Source organism: Pseudoduganella sp. jia 12, assembly GCF_055502675.1.
On sequence record NZ_JBUXKP010000011.1, the window covers coordinates 15,995 to 42,451 of the forward strand.

The following is a 26,457-nucleotide window of genomic DNA, read 5'->3' on the forward strand; positions in this document are numbered from 1 at the left end:
GCGTTGCTCAACGGTTGCGGGCCGCCCGCGAACGCGACTGGCGTAGCGATAGCGCATCACGGGCAGCGACTGCGAAGATGCCGTGGCATCCTCGCAGTCGCTGCTGCATCGAACCTCAGGCCGCGTGCGGCGCGGCCGCTGGCGCAGCGTGAGGGGCAGCGTGAGGGGTAGCGTGATACGTTGCCAGCAGCGCAGCCTCCTTCTGCTTCGCCGCCTTCAGGTGGCGCTCCTTCACGTGGCCATAGCCGCGGATGTCTTCCGGGATCCGGGCAATCGCCACGGCCGTGGCCAGGTTTTCCTGCGTGAGCTTCGGCAGCAGTGCCGCCACCGTATCGCGGTACTGCCCGATCAGCGCACGCTCCATCTTGCGCTCGGCCGTGTAACCGAACACGTCGAGCGGCGTGCCGCGCAAGCCCTTCAGCTTCGCCAGCACGCCGAACGCCTGCCGCATCCACGGGCCGAACTGCTGCTTCACGAGGTGGCCATCCTTGTCCGTCTTCGCCAGCAGCGGCGGCGCCAGGTGGTATTTCACCGCGTAGTCGCCTTCGAACATGCCTTCGATCTTCCGGCGGAAGGCCGGATCCGTGTGGAGCCGGGCGACCTCGTACTCATCCTTGTAAGCCATCAGCTTGTACAGGTAGCGGGCAACGGCTTCGGTGAGTTTTTTCGATCCCAGCCGCTCTTCCGCAGCGCGTACCTGGCCGACGAAGTCACGATACTGGTTGGCATACGCGGCGTTCTGGTAAGCCGTCAGCAATTCCACGCGGCGGGTGACCAGCTCGTCCAGCGACTGCGTGCGCTTGAATTCGATGACCTGGGCGGGTGCCGCCATCTTCGTCACGGCGGCGAGATCGTGCGCCGCATAGCGGCCCCAGTTGAACGCGGCCTTGTTGAACGCCACCGACACGCCATTCAGTTCGACCGCCTTCATCAGCGATGCTTCCGACAATGGCACGTGGCCCTTCTGGAAGCAGTAGCCCAGCATGAACATGTTCGTGGCGATCGCATCGCCCATCAGTGCGCTGGCGATGCGGCCCGCATCGAGGAAGTCCACGCGGTCTTCGCCGCAGGCACGCAGGATTTCCGACTGCGAGCTGGTACCCGGGAATTGCCAGTCCGGGTTTTTCACGAACGCGGCGGTGGTGGCGCCGGTGGAATTGATCGCGGCCCACGTGCGGCCTTCGCCCATCCGGCTCAGGGCATCGCGGCTGGCCGTGACGATCTGGTCGCAGCCGATCACGAGATCGGCGCTGCCGGTGCCCACCCGCGTGGAGTGCAGGTCGGCCTGGCGGTCGGCCAGCCGCACGTGCGACATCACCGGCCCGCCCTTCTGCGCCAGGCCGCTCATGTCGAGCACCACGGCGCCCTTGTTCTCCACGTGCGCCGCCACGGCCAGGATCTGGCCGACAGTGACGACGCCAGTGCCGCCGATGCCCGTGACGAGGATGCCGTAGGGCTGCGCAGTGGACGGCAGCACGGGTGCGGGCAATGCCGGCACTTCGCCGCCGGCGGCCGCCTTCTTCGGTTTCTTCAGCTGGCCCCCTTCCACCGTCACGAACGACGGGCAGAAGCCGGACACGCACGAGTAATCCTTGTTGCAGCTCGACTGGTTGATCTGGCGCTTGCGCCCCAGTTCCGTTTCCAGCGGTTCCACGGACAGGCAGTTCGACTGCACCGAGCAGTCGCCGCAACCTTCGCACACGGCCTCGTTGATGACCACGCGCTTGGCGGGATCGGGGTATTCGTTGCGCTTGCGGCGGCGCCGTTTCTCGGAGGCGCAGGTCTGGTCGTAGATCATCGCCGACACGCCGGGCTTGTCGCGCAGCTCCTTCTGCACGTCCATCAGTTCGGAACGGTGGCGCACGGTGACGCCGGGTGCCCATGCGTAATCGTCCGGGTACTTGTCCGGGTCATCGGTGACGACGATGATCGGCGTGACGCCTTCGGCAGCGATCTGCCGCGAGATCATGCCCGGATCGAGCGGGCCGTCGAAGGCCTGGCCGCCCGTCATGGCCACCGCGTCGTTGAACAGGATCTTGTAGGTGATGTTGACCTTGGCGGCCACCGCCGCCCGGATCGCCAGGATCCCGGAGTGGAAATAGGTACCGTCGCCGAGGTTGGTGAACACGTGCTGCTCGTTCGTGAACGGCGCCTGGCCCACCCACGTGACGCCTTCCGCGCCCATGTGCGTGAACGTGGACGTTTCGCGGTCCATCCACAACACCATGTAGTGGCAGCCGATGCCGGCCAGCGCGCGCGAACCTTCGGGCACCTTGGTCGACGAATTGTGCGGGCAACCGGAACAGAAGTACGGCGTGCGGTCCGTTTCCGGATTGGCCTTGGCGGGCACGTTCTTGAGCACCAGTTCCTTTGCTTCCAGGAAGGCGATGCGTTCCTGCACGCGCTTTGCCACCGGGTGGCCCGCGCAGTAGTGCGAAATGCGGCTGGCGATGGCGCGGGCGATCTGCGCCGGATTCAGTTCATACGTGGCAGGCAGCAGCCAGTCGCCGTGGCCGCTGCGGTGCTGGTTCGACCATTCGCCGGTGTCATCGAACTTGCCGACCACGCGCGGGCGCTGGCCATCGGGCAGGTTGTACAGCTCTTCCTTCAATGCGTATTCGAGGATCTGGCGCTTTTCCTCCACTACCAGGATCTCGTCCAGCCCGCGCGCGAATTCATGCACGCCATCGGCCTCCAGCGGCCATGTCATGCCCACCTTGTACAGGCGGATGCCGATGTCGGCCGCGGCCTGTTCGTCGATGCCGAGGTCGGCCAGCGCCTGGCGCGTGTCGAGATAGGACTTGCCGGCGGTGATGATGCCGATCTTCGGCCGCGGGCTGTCCCAGATGATTTTATTGAGCTTGTTGGCGCGGCAGTACGCGAGCGCCGCGTACCACTTGTAGCTGTTCATCCGCACTTCCTGGTCCAGCACTGCATCCGGCCAGCGGATGTTCAGGCCGCCCGGCGGCAGCTCGAAATCGTCCGGCATGGCGATCTGCACGCGGTCCGGGTCGAAGTCGATGACGGCACCCGATTCGATGATGTCGGTCACGCACTTCATGGCCACCCACAACCCCGTGTAGCGGCTCATCGCCCAGCCATGCAGGCCGTAGTCGAGGTATTCCTGCACGGACGAAGGGTACAGCACGGGAATGCCGCATGCGGCCAGGATGTGGTCCGACTGGTGCGCCGTGGACGAGGACTTGGCCGCATGGTCGTCGCCGGCCAGCACCAGCACGCCGCCGTGCTTCGAACTGCCGGCGTTGTTGGCATGCTTGAACACGTCGCCGCAGCGGTCCACGCCCGGGCCTTTGCCATACCACATGGAAAACACGCCGTCGTATTTCGCGTCGGCAAACAGGTTGGTTTGCTGCGTGCCCCATACCGCCGTGGCGGCCAGGTCTTCGTTCATGCCCGGGTGGAACTTGACGTGGTGCGCGTCCAGGTATTTTTTCGCCTTCACCGCCGTCTGGTCGATCGACGTGACGGGCGAACCGCGGTAGCCGGTGATGTAGCCGGCCGTGTTCAGGCCGGCCTTCAGGTCGCGTTCGCGCTGCAGCATGGGCAGGCGGATCAGCGCCTGGGTGCCGGTGAGGAACGCGCTGCCGCGCTCCAGCGTCCACTTGTCTTCGAGGGTGATGTCCTCTTTGCCTAGCTCCGTACCCTTGTGAGGTGCGTTCATGGGTTGTCTCCAATATGTGCTGCTGAAAGCTTCAAGCCGGCGCGCCCTCTTGCGGGGTGCTGCCGGCTCTGCTGTGTGGCGCTGCTGCTTACGCGGTGGCTGTCGGCTTGACCTCCAGCACGCCGCGGCGAATCTGGTCGAGTTCGATCGACTCGAACAGCGCGCGGAAGTTTCCTTCGCCAAAGCCCTGGTCGCCCTTGCGCTGGATGATCTCGAAGAAGATCGGGCCGATCACGTTTTGCGTGAAGATCTGCAGCAGCAGTTCGCGCTGCGGATTGCCCTGCTCATCGCTGTTGGCCTGCCCGTCGATCAGGATGCGCAGGCGGCGCAGCTCGTCCAGGTTTTCGCCATGGTTGGGCAGGCGCCGGTTGACCAGTTCGTAATACGTTTCGATCGTATCCTGGAAAGCGATTCCGTTGTCGCGCATTCCCTGGATGGAGTTGTAGATGTCATCGGTGCCCAGCGCGATGTGCTGGATGCCTTCGCCATGGTATTCGTTCAGGTACTCGGCGATCTGCGACTTGTCGTCCGACGATTCGTTGATCGGAATGCGGATCTTGCCGCACGGCGAAGTCATCGCCTTCGACTTCAGGCCCGTGTGCTTGCCGGCGATGTCGAAATAGCGGATCTCGCGGAAATTGAACAGGCGTTCGTAGAAGCCGGCCCACTCGGCCATGCGGCCACGGTAGACGTTGTGCGTGAGGTGGTCGATATACGTGAGGCCCTTGCCGACGGGATTCGGATCGACGCCGGGAATGGCCACGAAGTCGGCGTCGTAGATGCTGATGTCGCCGATGCTGCCGGGCGCCTGCCCCTTGGCGGCGTTCTTGCCGCGCCAGCGGTCGACGAGGTACAGCAGCGAATCGCCCACGCCCTTGATCGCCGGGATGTTCAGTTCCATCGGGCCGGTCTTGTTGTCGAAGCCCCACGCCCCCATTTCCAGCGCCTTGCTGTAGACATGGGCCGCATCGTCGACGCGGATCGCGATCGCGCACACCGAAGGGCCGTGCTGGCGCGCGAAACGCTGCGCGAACGAATGCTCCTCGGCGTTGATGATGAAATTGATCTCGCCCTGGCGGTACAGCGTGACATCCTTGGTGCGATGGCGCGCGATGGCGGTAAAGCCCATGTTCTCGAACAGCTGCCCGAGCGCTTTCGGATCGGGTGCGGCGAACTCGACGAATTCGAATCCGTCGGTTCCCATCGGGTTTTCCCAGGGCGTGAATTGCATGTGCGTCTCCTTTATCGAATAGCGAAAAGTATAGGCTTCGAGAGGAAGAATTAAATTGCAAAGATTTCCCTTGGCAAGGGGTTTTGAGCAATAATATTGCGTTATCAGGGACACCTAGAGAAGATTATGACCAAGATCGCGCTGGACAAGACAGACCGTAAAATCCTTTCGATCCTGCAGGAAGATGGCCGCCTGTCCAACCAGGACGTGGCCGAGCAGGTCAGCCTGTCGCCGTCGCCCTGCCTGCGCCGCATCAAGCGGCTGGAAGAGGAAGGCGTGATCCGCCAGTACGTGGCGCTGCTCGATCCGGACAAGATCGGCCTGGGCCTGCTGGCCTACGTGAACGTGCGGCTGGAAAAGCACAGCGACGCCGCCGCCGTGGCGCACAGCACCGCCCGTGCGCTGGGTGCGCTGCCGGGCACCGTGTCACCGCGCGAGGATTTCGCCGTGGCCGTCGAAGGGTGGCCGGAGGTGGTGGCCTGCTATGCGATGACGGGCGAAATGGATTACCTGCTGCGCGTGCACGTGGAAGACATGGACCACTTCTCGCGCTTCATGATGGCCACGCTGCTGCGGCATCCGGCGGTGCTGGACGTGAAGTCGAGTTTTGCGCTGCAGCGAATCAAGGATACGACGGCGCTGCCGCTGGTTTGACAGTCACTTTTTCCGCCCCGGCAGCATGTCCCACAGCTTGGCGGCCCGCCGCACGTTGGCCTTGAGCGCATAGTCGATCGTGGCCAGCTGTTCCTGCATGGCTTCCTGCAGCACGCTGGAGGGGTCCGCCGGCCCCAGTTTCAGGTAGGCATCCGCTTCGCCATACTCGCGGTGGATTGCCATGCCCGCCTTCTTTGCGATGTGGATCATGATCTGGTTCGACGACAGGCAGTGCATGTACAACGTGTCGATGTCATGGTTGCGGCAGACGATCGCGGCGCGCTCGAACAGCTTCGAGCCGATGCCCAGGCCGCGCGCGGTTTTCAGGACCGAGACGCCGAATTCGGCCACGCGGTCCTTTTCGGTGGCGCTGTCCTTGTGCGGCTGCTTTTCCGCGAACCCGAGGTGCCCGACCGCGACGAGGCGAAACACCCGGTTGTAGACGCCGAACACCATGTCGCGCTCGAAGTCGATGCTGTCGACATACTTCGTCACCTGCTCGTCCGTGATGGGCGAGCCGAAGCGCAGCAGCCGGTCGCGTCCTTCGATCTGCAGGAAATGGCGCAGGATCCGGCGGCGGTCCCGCTCGCGCAATTCCTTGACGGGAATGGTGGGCCGCGACTCGGGGCGGCCCAGCCATTTGTTCAGGGGATTGCGGAACAGGTTCAGGCGGGCCATCAGCCCTCCCCGGTGCCGTTTTGTTCGTCCGCCTCGATGGGCAGCGCCAGCGCCTCGCTCACCGCGCGCACGCGGGCTGCGCGTACCCGTTCGGGAATGCGGTCGGGCTGCTCGGTGCAGGCCAGGGCGATTTCCCCGGCGTTGACGCCGCGGGCGGCGGCCAGCGCCCGCTCCAGGTACTCGCGCTGCGGGAACGGCGCGTCGCGGAACGAGGCCGTGGGCCCTTCCCGGCCGCGCGCATCGCATTCGGCTACCTGCAGCAATTGCAGGAACCGGGCCGGCTTGCGGAACGCATCGCTGCGTTCGAACAGCTTGACGATCGTGTTGCAACGCAGTTCGAGCGCCCGGCTCACGTTGCCATGTTCGCGTGCCGCCAGCACGGCCAGGTCGCGGCACTCGGTGGGCACCTTCAGCCGCGCGCAGACATCCTTCACCAGCGCGACGCCAATGCCTTCATGGCCATGGTGGGCCGGCCACTTGTCCGCCGGCGTGGCGCCCTTGCCCAGGTCGTGCAGCAGCGCCGCGAAGCGCACCGGCAGGTCGCAGCCCTGCCCTGCCGCATAGTCGACGACCTGTTCCATGTGGATGCCCGTATCGACTTCCGGATGCCACCGTTCCGGCTGGGGCACGCCCCACAGGCGGTCCAGTTCCGGCACGATGCGCGCCAGTGCGCCGCAGCCGCGCAGCACCTGCAGCATCCGCGAAGGCCGCTTCTCCAGCAGGCCGCGCGACAGTTCCTGCCATACGCGCTCAGGTACCAGCGCATCGACTTCGCCATCGTCGACCATGCGGCGCATCAGCGCATTGGTTTCGGGCGCCACGGTGAAGCCGTCGTAGCGGGCGGCGAAACGGGCCACGCGCAGGATGCGCACCGGGTCTTCGGCAAACGCGTCGGACACGTGGCGGAACACGCGGCGGGCGATGTCGCCCCGACCGTCGAACGGGTCGGTCAGCGTGCCGTCCTCGGCGCGCGCGATGGCGTTGATCGTCAGGTCGCGGCGCACCAGGTCCTGCTCCAGCGTCACATCCGGCGCCGTGTGGAACACGAAGCCCTTGTAGCCGGGAGCGGTCTTGCGTTCGGTGCGGGCCAGCGCGTATTCCTCGTGCGTATCCGGGTGCAGGAACACGGGGAAATCCTTGCCGACGGCCCGGAAGCCCTGCTGCACCATCTGCTCCGGCGTGGCGCCGACGACGACGTGGTCATGGTCCTTGACGGGCAGTCCCAGCAGCTCATCGCGGACGGCACCGCCAACGACATACGTCTTCATTCGCCTGCCGCGCTTTCGCCCGCACCTTGCGCGGTTTCGGCGTGTGCCAGTTCGATCCAGCGGGCCACCGCAGGATGCCGCGTGACCCGTTCGCAGTAAGCCGACAGTGCCGGCGGCAGTGCCACGCCATAGGTATTGAAGCGGGTGACGACGGGCGCAAAGAACGCGTCGGCCAGCGAAAAATCGCCGAACAGGAAATCGTTATGGCCGAAACGGCACAGGCACTCTTCCCAGATCTCGCTGACGCGGCCGATGTCGGCCTGCGTTTCCGGCGTGCGGCCCTGGCCGCGCAGGCTGGCGCTGATATTCATCGGCATCGTGCCGCGCAGGCTCGCAAAACTCGAGTGCATCTCGGCGCAGATCGAACGCGCCATCGCGCGTGCCGCCACGTCCTGCGGCCACAGGTGCTTGTCGGGGAACTGCTCGGCCAGGTATTCGCTGATCGCCAGGCTGTCCCAGATCGTGATGTCGCCGGCCAGCAGTACCGGCACGCGGCCGCTGTGCGTGTAACGGGCGATGTTGCCGGAAGTGTCCGGCCGGTCCAGCTGCAGGCGCACCTCGGTGAACGGGATGCCGAAGGCGGTCATCGCCACCCAGGGCCGCATCGACCAGGAAGACAGGTTCTTGTTGCCGATGACAAGCGTGAGGCCGGGCTGGCTCGCGGCGGCCAGGGTCTGGCTCAGGGTAGGGTCGAGTTCGATCGTTTGCATGGGGAAGGTTGGTAAGCGAGCGCGCCGGATCAGCGGCTCGAGAGACTGGTCTGCTGCGGATCCTGGCCACGCGGCTCCTGCTCGGGCAGGTCTTTTTCGCTGTAGCCTTTGGGCACGACGACGCCCAGCCTGGCCTTGATCGATTGCGGCTTGCCTTCGAACAGGGCCGCGTAGAAGGTGGCATTGGTCATCACGTTCTTCACGTAGCCGCGCGTTTCCGAATACGGGATCGATTCGATGAATACCGTGGCATCCATCGGCCTGGACAGCGCCGAACGCCACGAGCGCAGCCGGCCGGGCCCCGCGTTATAGGCGGCGGTGGCCAGCACCTGCGAGCCGTCCATGCTGCCCAGCACCATGTTCATGTAGTTGGCGCCCAGCAGGATGTTGGTGCGCACGTCGTTCAGCATGTCCTGCACGAAGTCGGTCAGCCCGATCTTGTTGGCGACCCAGCGGCCGGTGGATGGCATCACCTGCATCAGGCCGGACGCTCCCGCGCTCGACGTGGCGTTCATGACGAAGCGCGATTCCTGGCGGATCAGGCCATACACCCACGCGCGGTCGAGGCCCAGCGTATTGGTGGTGGGCCGCATGATTTCATCGTGCGGTGCCGGGTAGCGGTGGGTGTAGTCGGCCAGCGCACGGGTACGCTCGGCCGTGTACACCATGCGGTCGAGGATGTGGTGCTGGCGCGCATATTCGGCGGCGGCAATCAGTTCACGGTCGGACAGGTGCCGCACTTCCCAGTTCCATTCGCGCAGGCCTTCGAAACGCAGCCGCAGGTCGAAGAATTTCAGCGCCCGCTGGATACCGGGATTGGCGGCGATCGCGGCGATTTCGGCCGGCGTCGCCGGCGCGCCAGGGGCGGGAATGCTCACGGTGCGGCCCAGCTCCTCCGCGGCCAGCAAGCCGTAGTAATCCTCGCGGTCGGCAATGCTCTGGTACAGGAACTGCGCTTCAGGGGTCAGTTTGCCGCCGGCCAGCGCGACCGACGTGCGGGCCTGCCAGTACACCCAGGTGGGATCCTGCCGCAACTGCGGCGGCATGGCGGCAAGGTAGTCGCGCACCACTTGCCAGTTACCGTCGCGCAGCGCATAGCGGGTGCGCCACTGGTGCTGGTCGATCGACAGCGGGGCGCCATTGGCACGGCGCCAGTAATCGGAGGTTTCCGGGTCGACGACGAACGATGCCGGCAGCGCGATATTGGCCCAGCCGATCGCCTGCTCCTGGGGCGTCAGCTTCGGCAGCGCCTTGCGCAGCGCCAGCACGGACAGCTTCACACTCGTGCGCGCGGCGCGGCCCAGGGCGACGAGGAATACTTCGCGGTCGGCCTTCGACTCGCCAACGCCTTTTGCCAGCACCACGGCGGGCACGTCGATGGCCTGCGCGATGTTCTTGTCCGACCCGTTCAGCAGCATGATCGTGCGGCGCGCTGCAGTGGTGGCTTTCGTTTCGCCGGCCAGGCGCACCTGCGCCCACAGGTCGTCCTGCGTGAACTGGCCGGTCTGCGCCAGCGACGCGATCAGCGCGCTGCAGCCGTCGCCGTAATACGGCGGATAGATCAGCAGGGCCCTGGCCTCGGCGGCCACGTTCTCGCCTTTCGACAGGCGCGACAGCAGGCCATAGCACTTGACCTGGGTATCGTCCTTCAGCACGAACAGGGGGAACTGCTGGTCGAACATGGCCCACTCGCGCTTGCGACCTAGCTCCAGCAGCCAGTCGTTGCGCAGGCGGTCGGCGATCGCCGTGCCCTCGTGGCGCTGCAGGAAGGCCAGGATCTCGGCCGAGGTGGCGTCACGGAAATGCGATTTGAGCCGATAATAGTCGACGTAGGATGGCATGGCGTAATTGGCCAGCCGCGCCGCGTAGAACTCGGCCTTGGGCGCATCGTTGCGGCGCACGGAATCGCGCAACAGCAGGAACGCGTCATCCTCCTTGCGGCTCTCGCCGAGATCCTGCGGGATCGCCAGTGGCGACGTGGCGCAGGAGATGGCAATCAGCGCGCCGGCTATCCATTTCGACGGGGAAATCAAGATACGACTCTCAAGTAGTGACATGACCAGCGACCAGAGAATAACACGCCTGACTCAAGGGCTACCACCCGCACGCGAACAGACGGGCCCGGCCGAAAACGCTGCCGCGGCCGGCTCCCTTGCGGCCGACAAAGCTTCACCGGACGGATTTTCTGCAGCCGGCAGCACTGCACCGGCCGGGTCTCTTGTGGCCGACAAGACGTCATTACGCAAGCAATTGCTGGCCGCGCGGCGCAACTTGCCCGCGGAAACCCGCGCGCAATGGGATGCCGGCATCTGCCGGCACATCGTCGAGTGGTGGCATGCGACACAGGTCGACGCGCTGGGTGTCTACTGGCCGCTGCGCGACGAGCCCGACCTGCATGCGGCCTACGCCGAACTGGCGCGGCTGGGGGTGCGGCTGCTGTTGCCCGTGGTGCTCCAGCGCGACACGCCGCTCGATTTCGCCGCCTGGCAGATCGGCGAGCCGCTGGTGAAGGATGCGATGGGCATCGCGGTACCGGCCGAACTGCGGATCGAATCGTATCCCCCCGCCCTGCTGGTGCCCTGCCTGGGTTTCAACGCGGCAGGCTACCGGCTGGGGTACGGCGGCGGCTTCTACGACCGCACGCTGGAAAAGGCGCCGCGGCCGGCAACCGTCGGCATCGCCTACTCGTGCCTCGCCGCCGAATTCGGCAGCGACGGGCACGACATCGCGCTGGACCGGATCATCACCGAAGCCGGATGATGTGTTGCTTCAAAAATGGGGTACGTCCCCATTTTTCAAGCAATTTATTTCACCAGGCGCTGCCACAGGGCCGTCGTCGGGGCGACCTGGTTCATGCTGTAGAAGTGCAGGCCCGGGGCGCCGCCGGCGAGCAGCCGTTCGCACAGCGCCGTCACCACGTCCAGGCCGAAGGCCTTGATGGATGCGGTGTCGTCGCCGAAGCTGGCCAGCTTCAGCCGCACCCAGCGGGGGATCTCGGCGCCGCACATGTCGGAGAAGCGCATCAGTTGCGTGTAGTTCGTGATCGGCATGATGCCGGCCACGATGGGCACGTTGACGCCGGCTTTTTGCGCCGCGTCGACGAACTGGAAGTATGCGTCGGCATTGTAGAAATACTGCGTGATCGCCGCATCGGCGCCGGCATTCACCTTGCGCACGAACGCGTCCATGTCGGACTGCGGCGATTTCGCCTGGGGATGTACTTCCGGATAGGCGGCAACTTCGATGTGGAACCAGTCGCCCGTTTCGGCGCGGATGAATTCCACCAGCTCGTTGGCATAGCGGAACTCGCCGGCCGCGCCGTAGCCGCTCGGCAGGTCGCCGCGCAGCGCGACGACACGCTTGATGCCGTGCGACTTGTATTCGTCCAGGATCGCGCGGATCGATTCGCGCGTGCCGCCCACGCAGGACAGGTGCGGCGCGGCTTCCTCGCCGGCGCCCATGATGTCGAGCACGGTTTCCAGCGTGCCGCGCTGGGTGGTGCCGCCGGCACCGAACGTGACGGAAAAATACTTGGGATGCAGTTCGGACAGCTTGGCGCGCGTGGCGCGCAGCTTTTCCGTGCCTTCCGCCGTCTTGGGCGGGAAGAATTCAATACTGAAATTATGGTCAGCCATCGGCGTCTTTCAACAACAGGGAGGAGAGGGCCCAGGAGATCACGCTGTACAGCAGTGCGCCGCCGACCGCCGCCCAGAAGCTCGTCACGTTGAAACCGTCCACGAATTGCGCCACCAGCCAGAAGGTGAAACCGTTGACGATGAAGATGAACAGGCCCAGCGACAGCACGGTCACGGGTAGGGTCAGCAGGAGCAGCACTGGACGGATCAGCGTGTTCACCAGGCCGAGGACGAGCGCCGCGATCAGGGCCGCGCCGACGCTCGTGACGTCGACGGAATGCATCAGGTAGGGCACTGCGAACAGTGCCAGGGCATTGATGAACCAGGTCAGGACCAGACGCATGTGGGAAGCCTTTGGTTGAAGCTTTTTATGAACAGGACGCGTGCCAAAAAAAGGCCGGCTTCGCGCCGGCCTTCGCACTGATTAGTAGCGGTAGTGTTCCGGCTTGTAAGGGCCTTCGACCTTCACGTTGATGTAGGCGGCCTGCTCCGGCGTCAGCTCGCTCAGCTGCGCGTTCAGCTTCTTCAGCTGCAGGCGGGCGACCTTCTCGTCCAGGTGCTTCGGCAGCGTGTAGACGCCGACCGGGTACTTGTCCTTGTGCTGGAACAGTTCGATCTGGGCGATCGTCTGGTTCGCGAACGACGAGCTCATCACATACGACGGGTGCCCCGTGCCGCAACCCAGGTTCACCAGGCGGCCTTCGGCCAGCAGGATGATGCGCTTGCCGTCCGGGAAGATCACGTGGTCGACTTGCGGCTTGATGTTTTCCCACTGGTATTTCTTCAGCGCTGCGACATCGATCTCGTTGTCGAAGTGGCCGATATTGCAGACGATGGCCTGGTCCTTCATCTTGAGCATGTGCTCTTCGGTGAGGATGTGGTAGTTGCCGGTGCAGGTGACGAAGATGTCGCCGTGTTCGGCGGCGTAATCCATCGTGACCACACGGTAACCTTCCATTGCCGCCTGCAGCGCGCAGATCGGGTCGATCTCGGTGACCCACACCTGGGCCGACAGCGCGCGCATGGCTTGCGCCGAGCCCTTGCCCACGTCGCCATAGCCGGCGATGACGGCGATCTTGCCGGCGATCATCACGTCGGTCGCGCGCTTGATGCCGTCGACCAGCGATTCACGGCAGCCATACAGGTTGTCGAACTTCGACTTGGTGACGGAATCGTTGACGTTGATGGCCGGGAAGGCCAGCTTGCCGTCCTTGTGCATCTGGTACAGGCGGTGCACGCCGGTGGTGGTTTCCTCGGTCACGCCCAGGATGTGCGGCAGGCGCTTCGAGTACCACGTGGCATCCTTGGCCAGGCGGGCCTTGATGGCGTTGAACAGGCAGATTTCTTCTTCCGAACCCGGGTTGTCCAGCACCGATGCATCCTGCTCGGCGCGGGCGCCCAGGTGCAGCAGCAGCGTGGCGTCGCCGCCATCGTCGAGGATCATGTTCGAATACACGCCTTCGCCCGGCCACTCGAAGATGCGGTGGGTGTAGTCCCAGTATTCGTCCAGCGTTTCGCCCTTGATGGCGAACACCGGCGTGCCGGCGGCGGCGATCGCGGCGGCGGCGTGGTCTTGCGTCGAGTAGATGTTGCACGATGCCCAGCGCACCTGGGCACCCAGCGCTTCCAGCGTGCGGATCAGCACGGCGGTCTGAATCGTCATGTGCAGCGAACCGGTGATGCGGGCGCCTTTCAGCGGCTGCGCGGCGGCGAATTCTTCCTGGATCGCCATCAGGCCGGGCATTTCCGTTTCAGCGATCTTGATTTCTTTTTCGCCCCAGGCGGCCAGGCCGATGTCGGCAATGATGTAATCCTGGGAGTCTTTGAGTACGGCGTTCATCACGCCTCCTTTCATGTTGAAAAAAGTTGACGTGAGCGCGGTTGCAGAAGTGTCCGAGCCTGGCGGATTCGATTGATCCGTCGCAACGCTCCTCGGAGAAAAGGCATTCTATAACAAAAAACCGACTACGCGAGCCGGTTTTTTGTTGCCTGAAGGGGACCAGAGCGCCAAGGCATGCAGGCGTGGAGCCTGCGCCACAAAACCCCTGCTTCACCCCTATTTTTCGAGCAATATTGCCAGGAAAATGGGGTACGTCCCCATTTTCTTGGCAACTTTTGCTTACGACAAGCCGGCGGCGGCGCGCAGGATGGCGGCCTTGTCGGTGCGTTCCCACGTGAATTCCGGCTCTTCGCGGCCGAAGTGGCCATAGGCGGCCGTCTTGCGGTAGATCGGGCGCAGCAGGTCCAGCATCTGCACGATGCCTTTCGGGCGCAGGTCGAAGTGTTCCTGCACCAGCTCGGCGATCTTCTCGTCCGGGATCACGCCGGTGCCTTCCGTGTACACGGTGATATTGATCGGACGGGCCACGCCGATCGCATACGACACCTGCACCTGGCACTGGCGCGCCAGGCCGGCGGCCACCACGTTCTTGGCCACGTAGCGGGCAGCGTAGGCGGCCGAACGGTCGACCTTCGACGGATCCTTGCCGGAGAACGCGCCGCCGCCGTGCGGGGCGGCGCCGCCGTACGTGTCGACGATGATCTTGCGGCCGGTCAGGCCGCAATCGCCCTGCGGACCGCCGATGACGAAGCGGCCGGTCGGGTTGACGAGGAATTTCGTATCCTGCAGCCATTCCTTCGGCAGCACCGGGCGGATGATCTCTTCGATCACCGCTTCCTCGATCTGGCTGTGGCTGATTTCCGGCGCATGCTGGGTCGACAGCACGACGGTGTCGACGGCCACCGGACGGCCATTCACGTAGCGCAGCGTGACCTGGGATTTCGCATCCGGGCGCAGCCACGGCAGGCGGCCATCCTTGCGCAGCTGCGACTGGCGCTCGACCAGGCGGTGCGAGTAGTAGATGGCGGCCGGCATCAGTTCCGGCGTTTCATCGCAGGCGTAGCCGAACATCAGGCCCTGGTCGCCGGCGCCCTGGTCCAGGTCGATACCGGCGCCTTCATCCACGCCCTGGGCGATGTCCGGCGACTGCTTGTCATAGGCCACCAGCACGGCGCAACCGCGGTAGTCGATGCCGTAGTCGGTATTGTCGTAGCCGATGCGCTTGATGGTCTCGCGGGCAACCTGAATATAATCCACGTTCGCGTGGGTGGTGATCTCACCCGCCAGCACGACGAGGCCGGTGTTGCACAGCGTTTCGGCGGCCACGCGCGCTTTCGGGTCCTGCTCCAGGATCGCGTCGAGGATGGCGTCGGAAATCTGGTCGGCAACCTTGTCGGGATGGCCTTCGGAAACGGATTCGGAAGTGAAGAGGTAATCGATGGAAGACATCGCAAGCTCCTGTAAATTGTCGAGACTGGTCTTGTGACCAAGGTGATAAGACTGTCGCAACAACCCATACGGCTTGCGACGCTTTAGCGATATTTTTATCCCGCCTCGCAAGTTGTCTGTTAACTCGGCGGTTACTGCTGACGTGGTATTTTACGCTTCTTCAAAAATTTTTGCGCTGGCACACTTCTTTTTTTCGAGTTCATGCTGTTACGAATTTTCCGTTTCTTTTCAATATTCTCCTTGCCCGCACTGCATGCGCTGGGCAGCGCATTGGGGTGGCTGGTCTATTTGTTATCGCCTTCGTACCGCCGCCGCATGCGCGACAACATGACACGCGCCGGCTATGCCGGGCACCTGCGCCAGGCCATCGCCGAAGGGGGCAAGGCCATTGCCGAACTGCCCTTCGTGTGGCTGGCCTCCGAGGAGCGCATCGCCCGCCGTGTCTTCCTGAAAAACTATGAACTGGTCGAAGAACACCTGCGCGCCGGGCGTGGCATTGTGTTCCTCACGCCACACTTGGGCTGCTTTGAAATCACGGCACAGCGCGTCTCGCACGATACGGAGCTGATGGTCATGTACCGGCCGCCAAAGCAGGCAGCCATGAAGCCGCTGGTGGAAGTGGCGCGGGCGCGCGGCCAGATGGTGCTGGCGCCGGCCAACCTGTCCGGCGTGCGGATGCTGGCCAAGTTCCTGAAGTCCGGCAAGCCGATCGGCATCCTGCCGGACCAGGTGCCCCAGGAAGGCGAAGGCGTGTGGGCCGATTTCTTCGGCCGGCCAGCCTACACGATGACGTTGCCCGCCAAGATGGCAAAACTGGGCGGCGATGCTCCCGTGCTGCTGACCTATGCCGAGCGCCTGCCGCGCGGACGCGGCTTCCTCATCCACTTCGTGCCGTTCTCCGGCTCGCTGGAAGGCGACAATGCGCAGCAGGCGCGCGCCATCAATGCCGCGATGGAACAGCTGATCGCCGGCTGCCCGGCCCAGTATTACTGGAGCTATAACCGCTACAAGGTGCCGCAAGGCGTCGCGGCGCCCAGCGCGGTGGAGGCGGCATGAAGCTGCTGCTTGGTTTCATGTGGCTGCTGCACTGGCTGCCGCTGCCGGTGCTGGGCCGCTTCGGCACGGCGGTGGGCAGCCTGCTGTTCGTGATCATGGGCCCGCGCCGCGAGATCGCGCTCGTCAACCTGCGCCTGGCGATGCCGGAACTGACGGAGGACCAGCGCCGCGACCTGGCGCGCCGCCACTTCCAGGCCTATTCGCGCAGCGTGTTCGAACGGGCGATCCTGTGGTGGGCATCGGAAGCGCGCCTGAAACGGCTGATCAGGATCGAGACGGGCGCGGGCATGCCGCCTGGCGAGATCCCTGTGGCCGCGATGACGGAGAAGCCGACCATCCTGTTGTGCCCGCACTTCGTGTGCCTGGACGTTGGCGGGGCGTCGATCGCGATGGAAGCTTCGGCCTCGTCGATGTATGTCACGCAGAAGAACGCCACGTTCGATGCGGTGCTGCGCGCCGGCCGGGCAAGGTTCAAGCCCGTCAAGCTGTTCACGCGGCAAGACGGGATCAAGCCGATCCTGCGCGCGCTGCGCGATCGCCTGCCCTACTTCATGCTGCCGGACATGGATTTCGGCGAGAAGGATGCGGAGTTCGTGCCGTTCTTCGGCGTGCCGGCCGCCACGCTGACGGCCACGGCGCGCATCGCCGCCACCACGGGCGCGCAGGTCATGCCGGTGATCGCGACTTTTTTGCCGGATTACCAAGGTTGGCGCGTCAAGTTCTACCCGGTGTGGGACAATTATCCTGGTACCGACATGGTTGCCGCCACGCGCCGCATGAACGAGTTCATCGAGGAACGCGTGCGCGAGGCGCCAGCGGAGTATTTCTGGACCCACAAGCGCTACAAGACCCGCCCGAACGGCGAACCGTCCTTCTATTCAAACAAGCGATGAAACTCAAATTCACCAAGATGCATGGCGCCGGCAACGACTTTGTCGTGATCGATGCCATCAACCAGCAGATCGACTTTACTCCCGCACAGTGGAAGGCGCTGGCGGACCGCCGCTTCGGCGTTGGCGCCGACCAGCTGCTGGTGGTCGAGAAATCGGCCAACCCCAGCTGCGACTTCCGCTACCGCATCTTCAACAGCGACGGTGGCGAAGTGGAACAGTGCGGCAATGGCGCACGTGCCTTCGCGAAATTCGTGGCCGAAAAAGGGTTGACCGACCGCCGCAGCATCGCCGTGGAAACGATGTCCGGCATTATCGCGCCGCGCCTGGAAGAGGACGGCAGCGTGACGGTGGACATGGGTGCCCCCGTGTTCGATCCAGCCCTCGTGCCATTCGATACGGAAGGTTTGCAGGGCCAGCCGGAAGGCAGCGACACGCTGTGGCCGCTGGTGCTGGAACTGGCGGGTGAAAAGGAAACCGTGCCGGTCTCCGTGCTGTCGATGGGGAACCCGCACGCGGTGCAGGTGGTTGCGGACGTCGATACGGCGCCCGTCGAACTGACCGGCCCGCTGATCGAACATCACGCCCACTTCCCGAACCGCGTCAATGCCGGCTTCATGCAAGCCATGAGCCGTAACCATATCCGGCTGCGCGTGTTCGAACGGGGCGCCGGCGAAACGCTGGCCTGCGGTACCGGCGCCTGCGCGGCCGTCGTGGCCGGCATCCGCCTCGGCTTGCTCGACTCCCCCGTGCGCGTGGATGCGCGGGGTGGCGAGCTGTCGATTGCCTGGGCCGGCGAAGGCGAACCCGTTTACCTGACGGGCCCCGCCGTTACGGTGTTCGAAGGCGAAATCACCGTCTGATCGGAACGGGTCAGGCGGCCAGCCGCACGCGGCCGCCTTCGATCCCGGCCTCGACCGACTGCAGCCATGTCTTGAAGCGGTACAGCCGTTGCCGGTAATTGCCTTCCAGATTGCCGTCGACGTGCTCGAACTGCCGCACGATACGGTCCAGCGCCTGGCGCTGGCGGGCATTTTCCACCAGCACCAGGCGACGCCGGCCGCGGCCATAACTGGCGCGGATATCGACGACGAGACAATGCCCCTGGTCGGCCGCATTCACGTTCAGCAACAACGCCTCCGCGCGCGTCAGCCCGAACAGCGCGGCCAGTTCGATCCGGGCCGCCAGCAACGGCTGGTTGCTGGCCAGCTCCCGCGTCAGCAACGGCAACAGGGACACTGCCCAGCCGGTGCCATCCGGTGCCGGGGCAATGCGCCCCAGCACCTCGATCGCGTGGTCGCAGCATTGCGCCGCCGCTTTCTGCAACCAGTAAGCCGCCTTGACATCGTTGTGCTCGCAGCTGCGGCGCATCCGCCACGCCTGCAAGCCGCATTCGAGCTGCGCTCCGCCATGGCCCAGCGCCGCCGCCCGCTCCAGGCACGCTTGCGCTTCGCCCACGCAGCGTTGCGAGAACTCCGGTTTCACATAGATGCGCGACAGCACGAACCAGGCATCGGCCAGGCCCTGCTCGCCGGCCAGCGTGAGCCAGCGCACTGCCCGCTTGAAACTTGCCGGACAGCCGTGCGGCAGCCGCTCCCCTTCCGCATCCATGCGTGCGAGATGCAGGCCCAGCGCCAGCTGCGCATGGCGATCGCCCGCTCCGGCGGCCAGTTCGCGCATCCGCTGCACTTCTTCGCCGTTGGTGCCGGGCATGCCGGCCAGCGCCCCGGCGCAGCGTGCCAGCAGATGGGCATCGGCGGCCGAGCCCGCCCAGGCGCCATCGGCCGGTGCCCGCGCAAGCAGCGCACGCGCCAGCGGCAGTGCTTCGGCAAGGGGGATGGCCGCTTCGCGCAGCGCCGGTTCGCCGCCGGCGCGCGCCGGCAGCGTAATGGCTATCGGCGCGGGTAGCGGCGAATGCTCCGGTGTGGCCAGGCGCAAGCGTCCCAGCAGCAAGCCGGCTTCGGCGACACCGGCGCGCGCCGCCGCCTCCAGTGCGCGCCGGGCACGCTGGCACAGACCCGGCTGCGTGATGGCAGGCTCCTGCAATAAAAGATGGGAGAGGCTCAGCGCGGCCTGGGCGACGCCGGCATCGCTGGCGCGCGCATACCAGTCCAGCAGCGTGGCGCGATGGTGGCTCGCATATTGCCAGGGGATATGACGACCGATCAGCATCCACGCCTCGTCGATGCCGGCGTTGGCCGCACGCGCCAGCCAGTGCAGCGCGGTCGGCGGGCTGCATGGCAGGCCCGCTCCGCCACCAAGATACAGTTTTCCCAGTTTCAACTGGCACGCGGCATCGCCTGCGCGCGCCCCCCTGATCATTGCCAGCTCTTCACGATTGGCCATGCGGTCTCCAGAAAGCTGTGTTGTCGCGAAGCCGGCAATACCGGCCATCGCTCTCCTGCGCTTTTTTTCGTTATGAAGTGATGACGCAACTGAACAGTTTAAGTATTCAACTGTTGCGCCTGTCTGACAAGGTTGACCTCGCTTGATCTTGCGCAAACGTGGTCGACCAGTGCTCCAGATACGCTATGCGTTGATACCTTACCAACGAAAGGATTGCATGACGTGGATAAACAAATGAAACCGTAAAACTACCGTTTTATAAATACAACAAGAACCCGGTGTTTTTCCGCTTTTAACCAAGTCTCGTACCGCCAATCGACCAATATGCCGACCTCGACGGCAGCACGAACTAAGGTGCACCTGTCCAGTTTCACAAGCATCCACTGCTGGCTTCTCGAACCGATCAATTCAGAACAGAGGGAACGACAATGAAAAAAATCCTGGTTGCCCTGGCCCTGACCGCGGCCTTCGGCGGCGCGGCCGCCCAGTCTTCCGTGACCATCTACGGCACCATCGACGCGGGCATTCAGCGCACCACGCATACCCCCAACGATGCGACGCTGGTGACCCGGCGCGACAACAACAAACTGGGCTTTCGTGGTGTCGAAGATCTCGGCAATGGCCTGAAAGCACTGTTCCAGCTGGAGATTCGCTACGACCCCGACACCGGCGCCCTCGAAAACAATGTGCGTCCCCTGTTCCAGGGCCAGAGCCGCGTCGGCCTGCAAGGTGCGTTCGGTACCGTGCGCATCGGCCGCGGACTGACCGCCTACCAGGAATCCTCCGTGGCATTCGAACCATGGTCCGGCCTGCCCAACGTGGCCGGTTACCAGACCGACCTGCACGTGGCCGGCTACACGAGCGATCCGCTGAGCGTGGCGGGCAATTCGCTGAACCGCTTCTCGAACGCCGTGTTCTATAACACCCCGGTCATGAACGGTTTCCAGGTCAACGTGTCGGTCGCCACCAAGGAAGCCAACAATGGCCCGGCCGTCATCGGCAAGGGTACCGCCGCGGCGCCGCAATATGCCGCCAATGCCCAGGCATCGGCCAACCCGTATTCCATCAGTGCCACCTACACGAATGGCCCGTTCGCCGCGATGCTCGGTGCCGAACGCAACGCCATCGAAACGAAGTTGTGGTCGGTCGCCGCATCGTACAAGCCGGTTCCCGACCTGAAACTGATGGCCTCCTACCAGCGCCAGGACCAGGGTCACACGCAGTGGTTCAACGAAGATATCAGCGCATGGGTGCTGGGCGCGAATTACACGGTCGGTCCGAACAAGTTCATCGTTGGCTATGGCCAGAAAGATCCGGACGGCGTCATCAAGACCAAACAGGCTTCCGTCGGCTATGAATACAGCCTGTCGCCGCGCACTTACCTGTATGTCGACCTGTCCGTCAAGAAAACGCCATTTGTCGTGACCGCCACCAACGATGTCACGCGCAAGCATTACGCGCTGGGCGTGCACCACAATTTCTAAGGTTTAACCACGTGCGAGGGAGAGGCGCTCCGGGGTCAGTTTTCCGGAGCGCTCTTTTTTATTGCACCGTCAGGTAGAATGTTGCTTGCTTTTTTTAAAGTGACAACAATGACCGCAACCCTGGATTCCTCGGCTGTCGCGCAATACTTGGCAGACCATCCCCATTTCTTTGAAGAACATGCGAGCCTGCTGGGCGACATCCGGCTGTCCAGCCCGCTGACGGGCCGTGCGGTGTCGCTGCAGGAACGCCAGATGGAAGTGATGCGCGAGCGGTACAAGGCGCTGGAGTTGCGCCTGGCGGAACTGAACCGGCATGCGCAGGAAAACCAGGCCATCGCCAACCGTTTCCATGGCTGGAACCAGGCCCTGCTGCGCGAGCGCGACGTGGCTGCCTTGCCGCGTGCCGTGACGGAAGGGCTGAAGAAGGAATTCAACGTGCCGGCCGCCGCGCTGCGCCTGTTCGGCGTGGCACCGGCGTATGCCGAAGAATGGTTTGCCGCAGGCGTGTCGGACGATGCGCGCCTGTTCGCCAACGGCCTGCTCACCCCTTACTGCGGCAGCAACAACGATTTCGAAGCCGTGCGCTGGCTCGACGATGCCGGCTCGATCAAGTCCGCTGTCATCGTGGCACTGCGCCGTCCGGAGTCCAAGGGCGCGGCGTTCGGCTTGCTGATCATGGGCTCGCCGGATGCGGAACGGTTCACGTCGCTGATGGCCACCGATTTCCTGGTGCACATCGGCGAGACCGCCAGCGTGGCGCTGGCGCCGCTGCTGGCCTGACCATGACGACCACGGGCGGCAAGGCCGGCTGGCCTGCTTCCTGGCTGCGGCACCTGGCCACGCAGCGCAAATTGTCGGCGCGCACGATCGATGCTTACGGCCGCGACGTGACCGAACTGGCCGTACTCGCCGGCGAGCAGGACTGGACCGCCATCTCGCATGCGGATATCCGCCGCTTTACTGCCAGGCTGCATGCCGGCGGCCAGGAGCCCCGGTCGATCGCCCGCAAGCTGTCCGCCTGGCGCGGCTTCTATGACTGGCTGGCCGAACAGACCGCACTGGCCGCCAATCCCGTCGACGGCGTGCGCGCACCGAAACGCGCGAAACTGCTGCCGAAAGCCCTGTCGGTCGACGATGCGGTGCAACTGGTGGCAACGCCTGTGCGCCCCGCCGCAACGCCTGCTCCTGCCGAACTGTGCAACAGTGCAATGTTTGAATTGCTGTATTCCAGTGGCCTGCGCGTCTCGGAATTATGCGGACTCGACGTGCAGTTCAGGAAGGCGGAAGGCCATGCTGCCGCGTCGGCGGGATGGCTCGAGCGCGACAATGCCGAAGTGGTCGTGACCGGCAAGGGCAACAAGATGCGCCGCGTGCCCGTCGGCAAGGCCGCGCTGGCGGCGATCGATGCGTGGTTGCAAGTGCGCCCCGCGCCCGCCGATGGCAGTGCCGCGCTGTTCGTGAGCGAGCGCGGCAGCCGGATGTCGCCGCGCGTCGTGCAGATGCGCCTGAAGCGGCATGCGATTGCCACCGGCGCGCCCGTGCATGTGCACCCGCACATGCTGCGGCACTCGTTTGCCTCGCACGTGCTGCAATCGTCCGGCGACCTGCGCGCCGTGCAGGAAATGCTGGGACACGCCAGCATCACCTCCACGCAGATATATACCGCGCTCGATTTTCAGCACCTGGCGGAGGTATACGACAAGGCGCATCCCCGCGCAAAAAACGGCAAGGGAACAAGCTGATACACATCAATTGTGCGATTGGACAGCACAATTGGAATTCCGGCATAATCGATCGATTCTCATTTTGGCAACCCGTTTTCGCAACGGCCGCTACACCGATTCAGCAAAAACTCGGCAAGACTTCGCAACGATTGGCAACTGACATGGCACTGATTCCGACTACCATCCTGACCGGCTTCCTTGGCGCCGGCAAAACCACGCTGTTGAACCGTATCCTGCGCGAACAGCACGGCATGCGCATCGCCGTGATCGAGAACGAATTTGGCCAGGAAAACATCGACAACGAAATCCTCGTGCAGGAAAGCCGCGAGCAGATCGTGGAGATGAACAACGGCTGCATCTGCTGTACCGTGCGTGGCGACCTGATCATCGGGCTGTCGGACCTGGCGAAGAAGCGCGCCGCCGGCGAGATCGCATTCGACCGTGTCGTCATCGAAACGACCGGCCTGGCCAATCCCGGCCCCGTTGCGCAAACCTTTTTCATGGACGAGGAAGTGGGCAGCCACTACCTGCTCGATGCGATCGTGACCGTGGTCGATGCCCGCCACGCGATGCAGCAGCTGGACGGCAACGAGGAAGCACAGCGCCAGGTGGGTTTCGCGGACAAGATCCTGCTGTCGAAGACCGACCTGGTCGACGCCGCCGCGATCGAGGAATTGACGGCGCGCCTGAAGCGGATCAACCCGCGCGCGCCGATCGGCCGTTCGGATTTCGGCAATGCACCGATCACCGAGGTGCTGGACCTGAAAGGTTTCAACCTGAACGAGAAACTGGAAATCGATCCCGATTTCCTGGCGGCCGAAGAGCATGATCATGACCATGACCATGACCATGATCACGAGCATGGCGCGCATTGCGACCACCCGAGCCACGGGCATGCGCACGGGCACCATACGGACGAGATTTCCGCCTTTGCATTCAAGAGCGAGCGCCCGTTCGATTCGGCGAAGCTCGACGAATTCCTGGGCGGGCTCGTGAATGTGTATGGCCCTCGCATGTTGCGCTACAAAGGCGTATTGTGGATGCAGGGTGCCGAGCGCAAGGTTGTTTTCCAGGGCGTGCACCAATTGATGGGCAGCGACCTGGGCGCCAAATGGGGCGAAAATGACGTGCGTGGCAGCAAGATGGTGTTTATCGGCAAAAATCTACCGAAAGACATCTTTATTCGCGGTTTGGAACAATGTCTGGTATAAACTAACCCGGTTTTTGTGGGGCCGTGCCCGGTCCAGGCCATCGGCCTCCCGGCTGGAATTTGAAAACTCTGTCGTATCGAAGGTAAGCGAAGTCATGACCAAAACAAATAAGACCCCCGCGGAAGCGCCTATCCTCACCGAAGAAGAAATCCTCGCGATGAGCGACAAGGACTACATGAATCCGGCGCAGCAGGCGTTCTTCAAGGCCAAGTTGCAGGCCCTCGAAAAGGAACTGCTGAAAAACGCCGGCGAAACCACCGAACACCTGCGTGAAACCGTGCTGGTGCCCGATCCGGCGGACCGCGCCACGATCGAGGAAGAGCATGCACTGGAACTGCGCACCCGCGATCGCGAACGCAAGCTGCTGAAGAAAGTCCAGCAATCGATCGTTGCGATCGACAGTGGCGACTATGGCTGGTGCGAAGAAACCGGCGAGCCGATCGGCATTCCGCGCCTGATCGCCCGCCCGACGGCCACGCTGTCGCTGGAAGCGCAGCAGCGGCGCGAGCTGAAACAGAAACTGTACGGCGACTGATCCACCCTCCTCCCATGAAAAAGCATGCCAAGGCATGCTTTTTTATTTTCTGCCTTGTTTTCTACATTATTTCGCCCTGTTTCTGTCGTATCGGATCTGTGTTGACCGCTGGGCTACACTAGCAAGATGGGACTCTTCTCCCTCTTCCGTAAAGATAAACCGATCGTCGACGATGACGAGGCCGATGCCCGCTTGGCCGCAGGCAGCGCGCTGCAGCGCCAGGACAGCGTAGCGGCGCCGCCCATCAACCTCGAACTGCAGCGCGACATTGCTCGCGCCACGCTCCTGAAGATCGATGCGATCGAGGCCACGATGACCGCCGACATGTTCGACGAACCGGCGTTTCGCCGGCCGCCGCGCCGCGCAATGCCGGCCGCCACGGATGTGTCCAATGGCCCCGCGACCGAATTGCTGGAAGACGACGACATTCCGGCCGAAGCGGCCGCCGCCGAAAGCGCACCGGTGGTCGAGGAAGCGGCGATCCTGTATGCCAATGGCCAGCCGGACGAAGCATGCCTGCTGCTGGCCGGCGCCGTGGGCGCGCGGCCCGCAACGGACCGTACTGCCTGGTGGATGCTGTTCGACCTGTACGGCGTACTGCACCGGCAGGAGGCGTTCGACAGCCTGTCGATCGACTACGCCAGCACTTTTGAAACATCGCCTCCGCCATGGAATCCGGTGCCACCGAGCACCACGAATGTTTTCAGCGGCTTCGTACCGACCGTGGCACTCGCTGGCGTGCTGGACAAGAACGCCGCCGTGCAGATCGACCGGATCCGGACAGCCGCCGAAGGTGCTGCCGTACTGCGGCTGGATTTTTCGCGGGTGGCCGGTGTCGAACCCGAGGGCTGCGCGTTGTTGCACGATGCCCTGCGCACGGTGCGGCAACCCGAGCTGATGCTCGCAGGCGCGGAAGAATTGCTGGCACAAGTGCGGTCCATCATCGACGTGGGCCGGCGCGACGAGGGCGAGGCACCATGGCTGCTCATGCTGGAACTGCTGCGCCTGCTGAACCGTGAAAAGGGGTTCGAAGAAGCGAGCATGGATTACTGCGTGACGTTCGAGGTATCGCCGCCATCTTTCACGCCACCCGGCAAGGTCGCCAGCACGCCGCGGCAGGTGGCGGGCCCTGCGACGGACCGCTACCTGCTGCCCCATGCGATCGAGGGCGATGCCGGCGAAGTGTGGTCCGGCATCCGTGCCCATGCCGAACACACGTTCGCGCAGGGCGCCGCGCTCGTGTTCGACTGCTCGCGGCTGGCGCGGATCGACTACGCGGCGGCCAGCCAGTTGCTGGCACTGCTCCAGCAGCTGGCCGTTCCCGGCCGGCGGATCGATTTCCGTGAGCTGAACCACCTGGTGGCGGCACTGTTCCGGCTGCTGGGTTATGCCGACGTGGCGCGCCTGTTTCCCCACCGTTACTGAATAATCCCCGCGACAGAACTGCCGAGAATTTATCCTACTTGCAATCTTCTGGTGCAGTCCCCATTTTTGCGGCTGGCGTATTATTTGAGGCAATTATGGAACAATTTCACGGCACCACCATCCTCTCCGTCCGGCGCGGCAACCTGGTGGCCCTGGGCGGCGACGGCCAGGTAACGCTGGGCAATATCGTCATGAAGGGTTCGGCCCGCAAGGTGCGCAAACTGTACCAGGGCAAGGTGCTGTGCGGCTTTGCCGGGGGCACCGCGGATGCCTTCACGCTGCTGGACCGCTTCGAAGCCAAGCTGGAAAAGCACCAGGGCAACCTGCTGCGCGCCTCGGTCGAGATGGCCAAGGATTGGCGCACCGACCGCGTGCTGCGTCGGCTCGAAGCGATGCTGCTCGTGGCCGATGCACAATCCACGCTGATCATCACCGGCAATGGCGACGTGCTGGAACCGGAAGACGGGATCGGCGCGATCGGTTCCGGCGGCGTCTATGCGCAGTCGGCCGCCAAGGCACTGTTCGAGAATACCGAAATGGCGCCCGCCGAGATCGTGAAAAAATCGCTGACGATCGCAGGCGAGCTGTGTATCTACACGAACCTGTCGCACATCATCGAAACGCTGGAATAAGGCAAAA

General features: G+C 64.0%; 23 protein-coding genes and 1 riboswitch. Of the genes, 12 read left to right on the forward strand and 11 right to left on the reverse strand.

What is annotated here, in order from left to right:
* Window positions 1-115 precede the first annotated feature (115 nt).
* The gene (locus ACY65G_RS22660) at window positions 116-3,682 is read right to left on the reverse strand and encodes an indolepyruvate ferredoxin oxidoreductase family protein (protein WP_464999554.1); all 3,567 of its coding nucleotides are present in this window, start codon (window positions 3,680-3,682) and stop codon (window positions 116-118) included.
* An 88-nt stretch (window positions 3,683-3,770) separates the two neighbouring features.
* Complete coding sequence (gene hppD / locus ACY65G_RS22665) at window positions 3,771-4,913, reverse strand: 4-hydroxyphenylpyruvate dioxygenase (protein ID WP_464999555.1); 1,143 nt, start codon at window positions 4,911-4,913, stop codon at window positions 3,771-3,773.
* A 126-nt stretch (window positions 4,914-5,039) separates the two neighbouring features.
* Here hppD and ACY65G_RS22670 point away from each other — a divergent pair, with 126 nt between their 5' ends.
* A complete protein-coding gene (locus ACY65G_RS22670) occupies window positions 5,040-5,567 on the forward strand; it encodes an Lrp/AsnC family transcriptional regulator (RefSeq protein ID WP_137315692.1) in 528 nt (175 codons plus the stop codon).
* Window positions 5,568-5,570: 3 nt separating this feature from the next.
* Here ACY65G_RS22670 and ACY65G_RS22675 read toward each other — a convergent pair whose 3' ends face one another.
* Genes ACY65G_RS22675 through ACY65G_RS22690 form a run of 4 tightly spaced genes read right to left on the reverse strand, consistent with a single transcriptional unit; the run spans window position 5,571 to window position 10,256 of the window.
* A complete protein-coding gene (locus ACY65G_RS22675; RefSeq protein ID WP_464999556.1) occupies window positions 5,571-6,245 on the reverse strand; it encodes an N-acetyltransferase family protein in 675 nt (224 codons plus the stop codon).
* Window positions 6,245-7,513 (reverse strand): multifunctional CCA addition/repair protein, encoded by a 1,269-nt coding sequence (locus ACY65G_RS22680; protein WP_464999557.1) that lies wholly within the window; start codon window positions 7,511-7,513, stop codon window positions 6,245-6,247. The genes ACY65G_RS22675 and ACY65G_RS22680 overlap by 1 nt, the downstream gene beginning before the upstream one ends.
* Window positions 7,510-8,223 (reverse strand): glutathione S-transferase family protein, encoded by a 714-nt coding sequence (locus ACY65G_RS22685; protein WP_464999558.1) that lies wholly within the window; start codon window positions 8,221-8,223, stop codon window positions 7,510-7,512. Before ACY65G_RS22685 ends, ACY65G_RS22680 begins: the two co-directional genes overlap by 4 nt.
* A 29-nt stretch (window positions 8,224-8,252) precedes the next feature.
* The gene (locus ACY65G_RS22690) at window positions 8,253-10,256 is read right to left on the reverse strand and encodes a lytic transglycosylase domain-containing protein (protein ID WP_464999559.1); all 2,004 of its coding nucleotides are present in this window, start codon (window positions 10,254-10,256) and stop codon (window positions 8,253-8,255) included.
* A 187-nt stretch (window positions 10,257-10,443) separates the two neighbouring features.
* On the opposite strand from ACY65G_RS22690, the gene ACY65G_RS22695 reads away from it, so the two are divergent.
* A complete protein-coding gene (locus ACY65G_RS22695; protein ID WP_464999560.1) occupies window positions 10,444-10,983 on the forward strand; it encodes a 5-formyltetrahydrofolate cyclo-ligase in 540 nt (179 codons plus the stop codon).
* Between the two features lie 44 nt (window positions 10,984-11,027).
* On the opposite strand, the gene metF is transcribed toward ACY65G_RS22695, so the two are convergent.
* From metF to metK, 4 genes are all read right to left on the reverse strand, one after another.
* Entirely contained in the window at window positions 11,028-11,858 is an 831-nt protein-coding gene (metF, locus tag ACY65G_RS22700) for a methylenetetrahydrofolate reductase [NAD(P)H] (RefSeq protein ID WP_464999561.1), read from the reverse strand.
* The gene (locus tag ACY65G_RS22705) at window positions 11,851-12,201 is read right to left on the reverse strand and encodes a phage holin family protein (RefSeq protein ID WP_464999562.1); all 351 of its coding nucleotides are present in this window, start codon (window positions 12,199-12,201) and stop codon (window positions 11,851-11,853) included. Before ACY65G_RS22705 ends, metF begins: the two co-directional genes overlap by 8 nt.
* A gap of 81 nt (window positions 12,202-12,282) precedes the next feature.
* Complete coding sequence (gene ahcY / locus ACY65G_RS22710; protein ID WP_464999563.1) at window positions 12,283-13,698, reverse strand: adenosylhomocysteinase; 1,416 nt, start codon at window positions 13,696-13,698, stop codon at window positions 12,283-12,285.
* A 26-nt stretch (window positions 13,699-13,724) separates the two neighbouring features.
* Window positions 13,725-13,798, reverse strand: a riboswitch (S-adenosyl-L-homocysteine riboswitch).
* 179 nt (window positions 13,799-13,977) lie between these two features.
* Window positions 13,978-15,147: a methionine adenosyltransferase gene (gene metK / locus ACY65G_RS22715; RefSeq protein ID WP_464999564.1), complete on the reverse strand. Its 1,170-nt coding sequence runs from the start codon at window positions 15,145-15,147 to the stop codon at window positions 13,978-13,980.
* A gap of 201 nt (window positions 15,148-15,348) precedes the next feature.
* On the opposite strand from metK, the gene ACY65G_RS22720 reads away from it, so the two are divergent.
* Genes ACY65G_RS22720 through dapF form a run of 3 tightly spaced genes read left to right on the forward strand, consistent with a single transcriptional unit; the run spans window position 15,349 to window position 17,956 of the window.
* A complete protein-coding gene (locus ACY65G_RS22720) occupies window positions 15,349-16,203 on the forward strand; it encodes a lysophospholipid acyltransferase family protein (RefSeq protein WP_464999565.1) in 855 nt (284 codons plus the stop codon).
* Window positions 16,200-17,096 (forward strand): LpxL/LpxP family acyltransferase, encoded by an 897-nt coding sequence (locus tag ACY65G_RS22725; RefSeq protein WP_464999566.1) that lies wholly within the window; start codon window positions 16,200-16,202, stop codon window positions 17,094-17,096. Before ACY65G_RS22720 ends, ACY65G_RS22725 begins: the two co-directional genes overlap by 4 nt.
* Window positions 17,093-17,956 (forward strand): diaminopimelate epimerase, encoded by an 864-nt coding sequence (gene dapF, locus ACY65G_RS22730; protein ID WP_464999567.1) that lies wholly within the window; start codon window positions 17,093-17,095, stop codon window positions 17,954-17,956. Before ACY65G_RS22725 ends, dapF begins: the two co-directional genes overlap by 4 nt.
* A 10-nt stretch (window positions 17,957-17,966) precedes the next feature.
* Here the strand turns inward: dapF and ACY65G_RS22735 are convergent, their stop codons facing one another.
* Window positions 17,967-19,439 (reverse strand): tetratricopeptide repeat protein, encoded by a 1,473-nt coding sequence (locus ACY65G_RS22735; RefSeq protein WP_464999568.1) that lies wholly within the window; start codon window positions 19,437-19,439, stop codon window positions 17,967-17,969.
* A gap of 428 nt (window positions 19,440-19,867) precedes the next feature.
* Between ACY65G_RS22735 and ACY65G_RS22740 the strand changes: the two genes are divergently transcribed.
* The 7 genes from ACY65G_RS22740 to hslV all read left to right on the forward strand — a co-directional run bounded on the left by ACY65G_RS22740 (window position 19,868) and on the right by hslV (window position 26,450).
* The gene (locus ACY65G_RS22740; protein ID WP_464999569.1) at window positions 19,868-20,923 is read left to right on the forward strand and encodes a porin; all 1,056 of its coding nucleotides are present in this window, start codon (window positions 19,868-19,870) and stop codon (window positions 20,921-20,923) included.
* A gap of 108 nt (window positions 20,924-21,031) precedes the next feature.
* Window positions 21,032-21,703, forward strand: a complete 672-nt coding sequence (locus ACY65G_RS22745; RefSeq protein ID WP_464999570.1) for a DUF484 family protein — start codon at window positions 21,032-21,034, stop codon at window positions 21,701-21,703.
* A gap of 2 nt (window positions 21,704-21,705) precedes the next feature.
* The gene (gene xerC / locus ACY65G_RS22750; protein ID WP_464999571.1) at window positions 21,706-22,665 is read left to right on the forward strand and encodes a tyrosine recombinase XerC; all 960 of its coding nucleotides are present in this window, start codon (window positions 21,706-21,708) and stop codon (window positions 22,663-22,665) included.
* Between the two features lie 143 nt (window positions 22,666-22,808).
* Entirely contained in the window at window positions 22,809-23,858 is a 1,050-nt protein-coding gene (locus ACY65G_RS22755) for a CobW family GTP-binding protein (RefSeq protein WP_464999572.1), read from the forward strand.
* Between the two features lie 94 nt (window positions 23,859-23,952).
* The gene (dksA, locus tag ACY65G_RS22760; protein WP_464999573.1) at window positions 23,953-24,393 is read left to right on the forward strand and encodes an RNA polymerase-binding protein DksA; all 441 of its coding nucleotides are present in this window, start codon (window positions 23,953-23,955) and stop codon (window positions 24,391-24,393) included.
* Between the two features lie 126 nt (window positions 24,394-24,519).
* Window positions 24,520-25,818: an STAS domain-containing protein gene (locus ACY65G_RS22765; protein WP_464999574.1), complete on the forward strand. Its 1,299-nt coding sequence runs from the start codon at window positions 24,520-24,522 to the stop codon at window positions 25,816-25,818.
* 95 nt (window positions 25,819-25,913) lie between these two features.
* Window positions 25,914-26,450, forward strand: a complete 537-nt coding sequence (gene hslV / locus ACY65G_RS22770) for an ATP-dependent protease subunit HslV (protein WP_464999575.1) — start codon at window positions 25,914-25,916, stop codon at window positions 26,448-26,450.
* Window positions 26,451-26,457 lie beyond the last annotated feature (7 nt).

Coding starts and splice junctions, on each gene's coding strand:
- ACY65G_RS22660 (WP_464999554.1), bottom strand. CDS start 3,682: ATGAACGCACCTCACAAGGGTACGGAGCTAGGCAAAGAGGACATCACC.
- hppD (WP_464999555.1), bottom strand. CDS start 4,913: ATGCAATTCACGCCCTGGGAAAACCCGATGGGAACCGACGGATTCGAA.
- ACY65G_RS22670 (WP_137315692.1), top strand. CDS start 5,040: ATGACCAAGATCGCGCTGGACAAGACAGACCGTAAAATCCTTTCGATC.
- ACY65G_RS22675 (WP_464999556.1), bottom strand. CDS start 6,245: ATGGCCCGCCTGAACCTGTTCCGCAATCCCCTGAACAAATGGCTGGGC.
- ACY65G_RS22680 (WP_464999557.1), bottom strand. CDS start 7,513: ATGAAGACGTATGTCGTTGGCGGTGCCGTCCGCGATGAGCTGCTGGGA.
- ACY65G_RS22685 (WP_464999558.1), bottom strand. CDS start 8,223: ATGCAAACGATCGAACTCGACCCTACCCTGAGCCAGACCCTGGCCGCC.
- metF (WP_464999561.1), bottom strand. CDS start 11,858: ATGGCTGACCATAATTTCAGTATTGAATTCTTCCCGCCCAAGACGGCG.
- ACY65G_RS22705 (WP_464999562.1), bottom strand. CDS start 12,201: ATGCGTCTGGTCCTGACCTGGTTCATCAATGCCCTGGCACTGTTCGCA.
- ahcY (WP_464999563.1), bottom strand. CDS start 13,698: ATGAACGCCGTACTCAAAGACTCCCAGGATTACATCATTGCCGACATC.
- metK (WP_464999564.1), bottom strand. CDS start 15,147: ATGTCTTCCATCGATTACCTCTTCACTTCCGAATCCGTTTCCGAAGGC.
- ACY65G_RS22720 (WP_464999565.1), top strand. CDS start 15,349: ATGCTGTTACGAATTTTCCGTTTCTTTTCAATATTCTCCTTGCCCGCA.
- ACY65G_RS22725 (WP_464999566.1), top strand. CDS start 16,200: ATGAAGCTGCTGCTTGGTTTCATGTGGCTGCTGCACTGGCTGCCGCTG.
- dapF (WP_464999567.1), top strand. CDS start 17,093: ATGAAACTCAAATTCACCAAGATGCATGGCGCCGGCAACGACTTTGTC.
- ACY65G_RS22735 (WP_464999568.1), bottom strand. CDS start 19,439: ATGGCCAATCGTGAAGAGCTGGCAATGATCAGGGGGGCGCGCGCAGGC.
- ACY65G_RS22740 (WP_464999569.1), top strand. CDS start 19,868: ATGAAAAAAATCCTGGTTGCCCTGGCCCTGACCGCGGCCTTCGGCGGC.
- ACY65G_RS22745 (WP_464999570.1), top strand. CDS start 21,032: ATGACCGCAACCCTGGATTCCTCGGCTGTCGCGCAATACTTGGCAGAC.
- xerC (WP_464999571.1), top strand. CDS start 21,706: ATGACGACCACGGGCGGCAAGGCCGGCTGGCCTGCTTCCTGGCTGCGG.
- ACY65G_RS22755 (WP_464999572.1), top strand. CDS start 22,809: ATGGCACTGATTCCGACTACCATCCTGACCGGCTTCCTTGGCGCCGGC.
- dksA (WP_464999573.1), top strand. CDS start 23,953: ATGACCAAAACAAATAAGACCCCCGCGGAAGCGCCTATCCTCACCGAA.
- ACY65G_RS22765 (WP_464999574.1), top strand. CDS start 24,520: ATGGGACTCTTCTCCCTCTTCCGTAAAGATAAACCGATCGTCGACGAT.
- hslV (WP_464999575.1), top strand. CDS start 25,914: ATGGAACAATTTCACGGCACCACCATCCTCTCCGTCCGGCGCGGCAAC.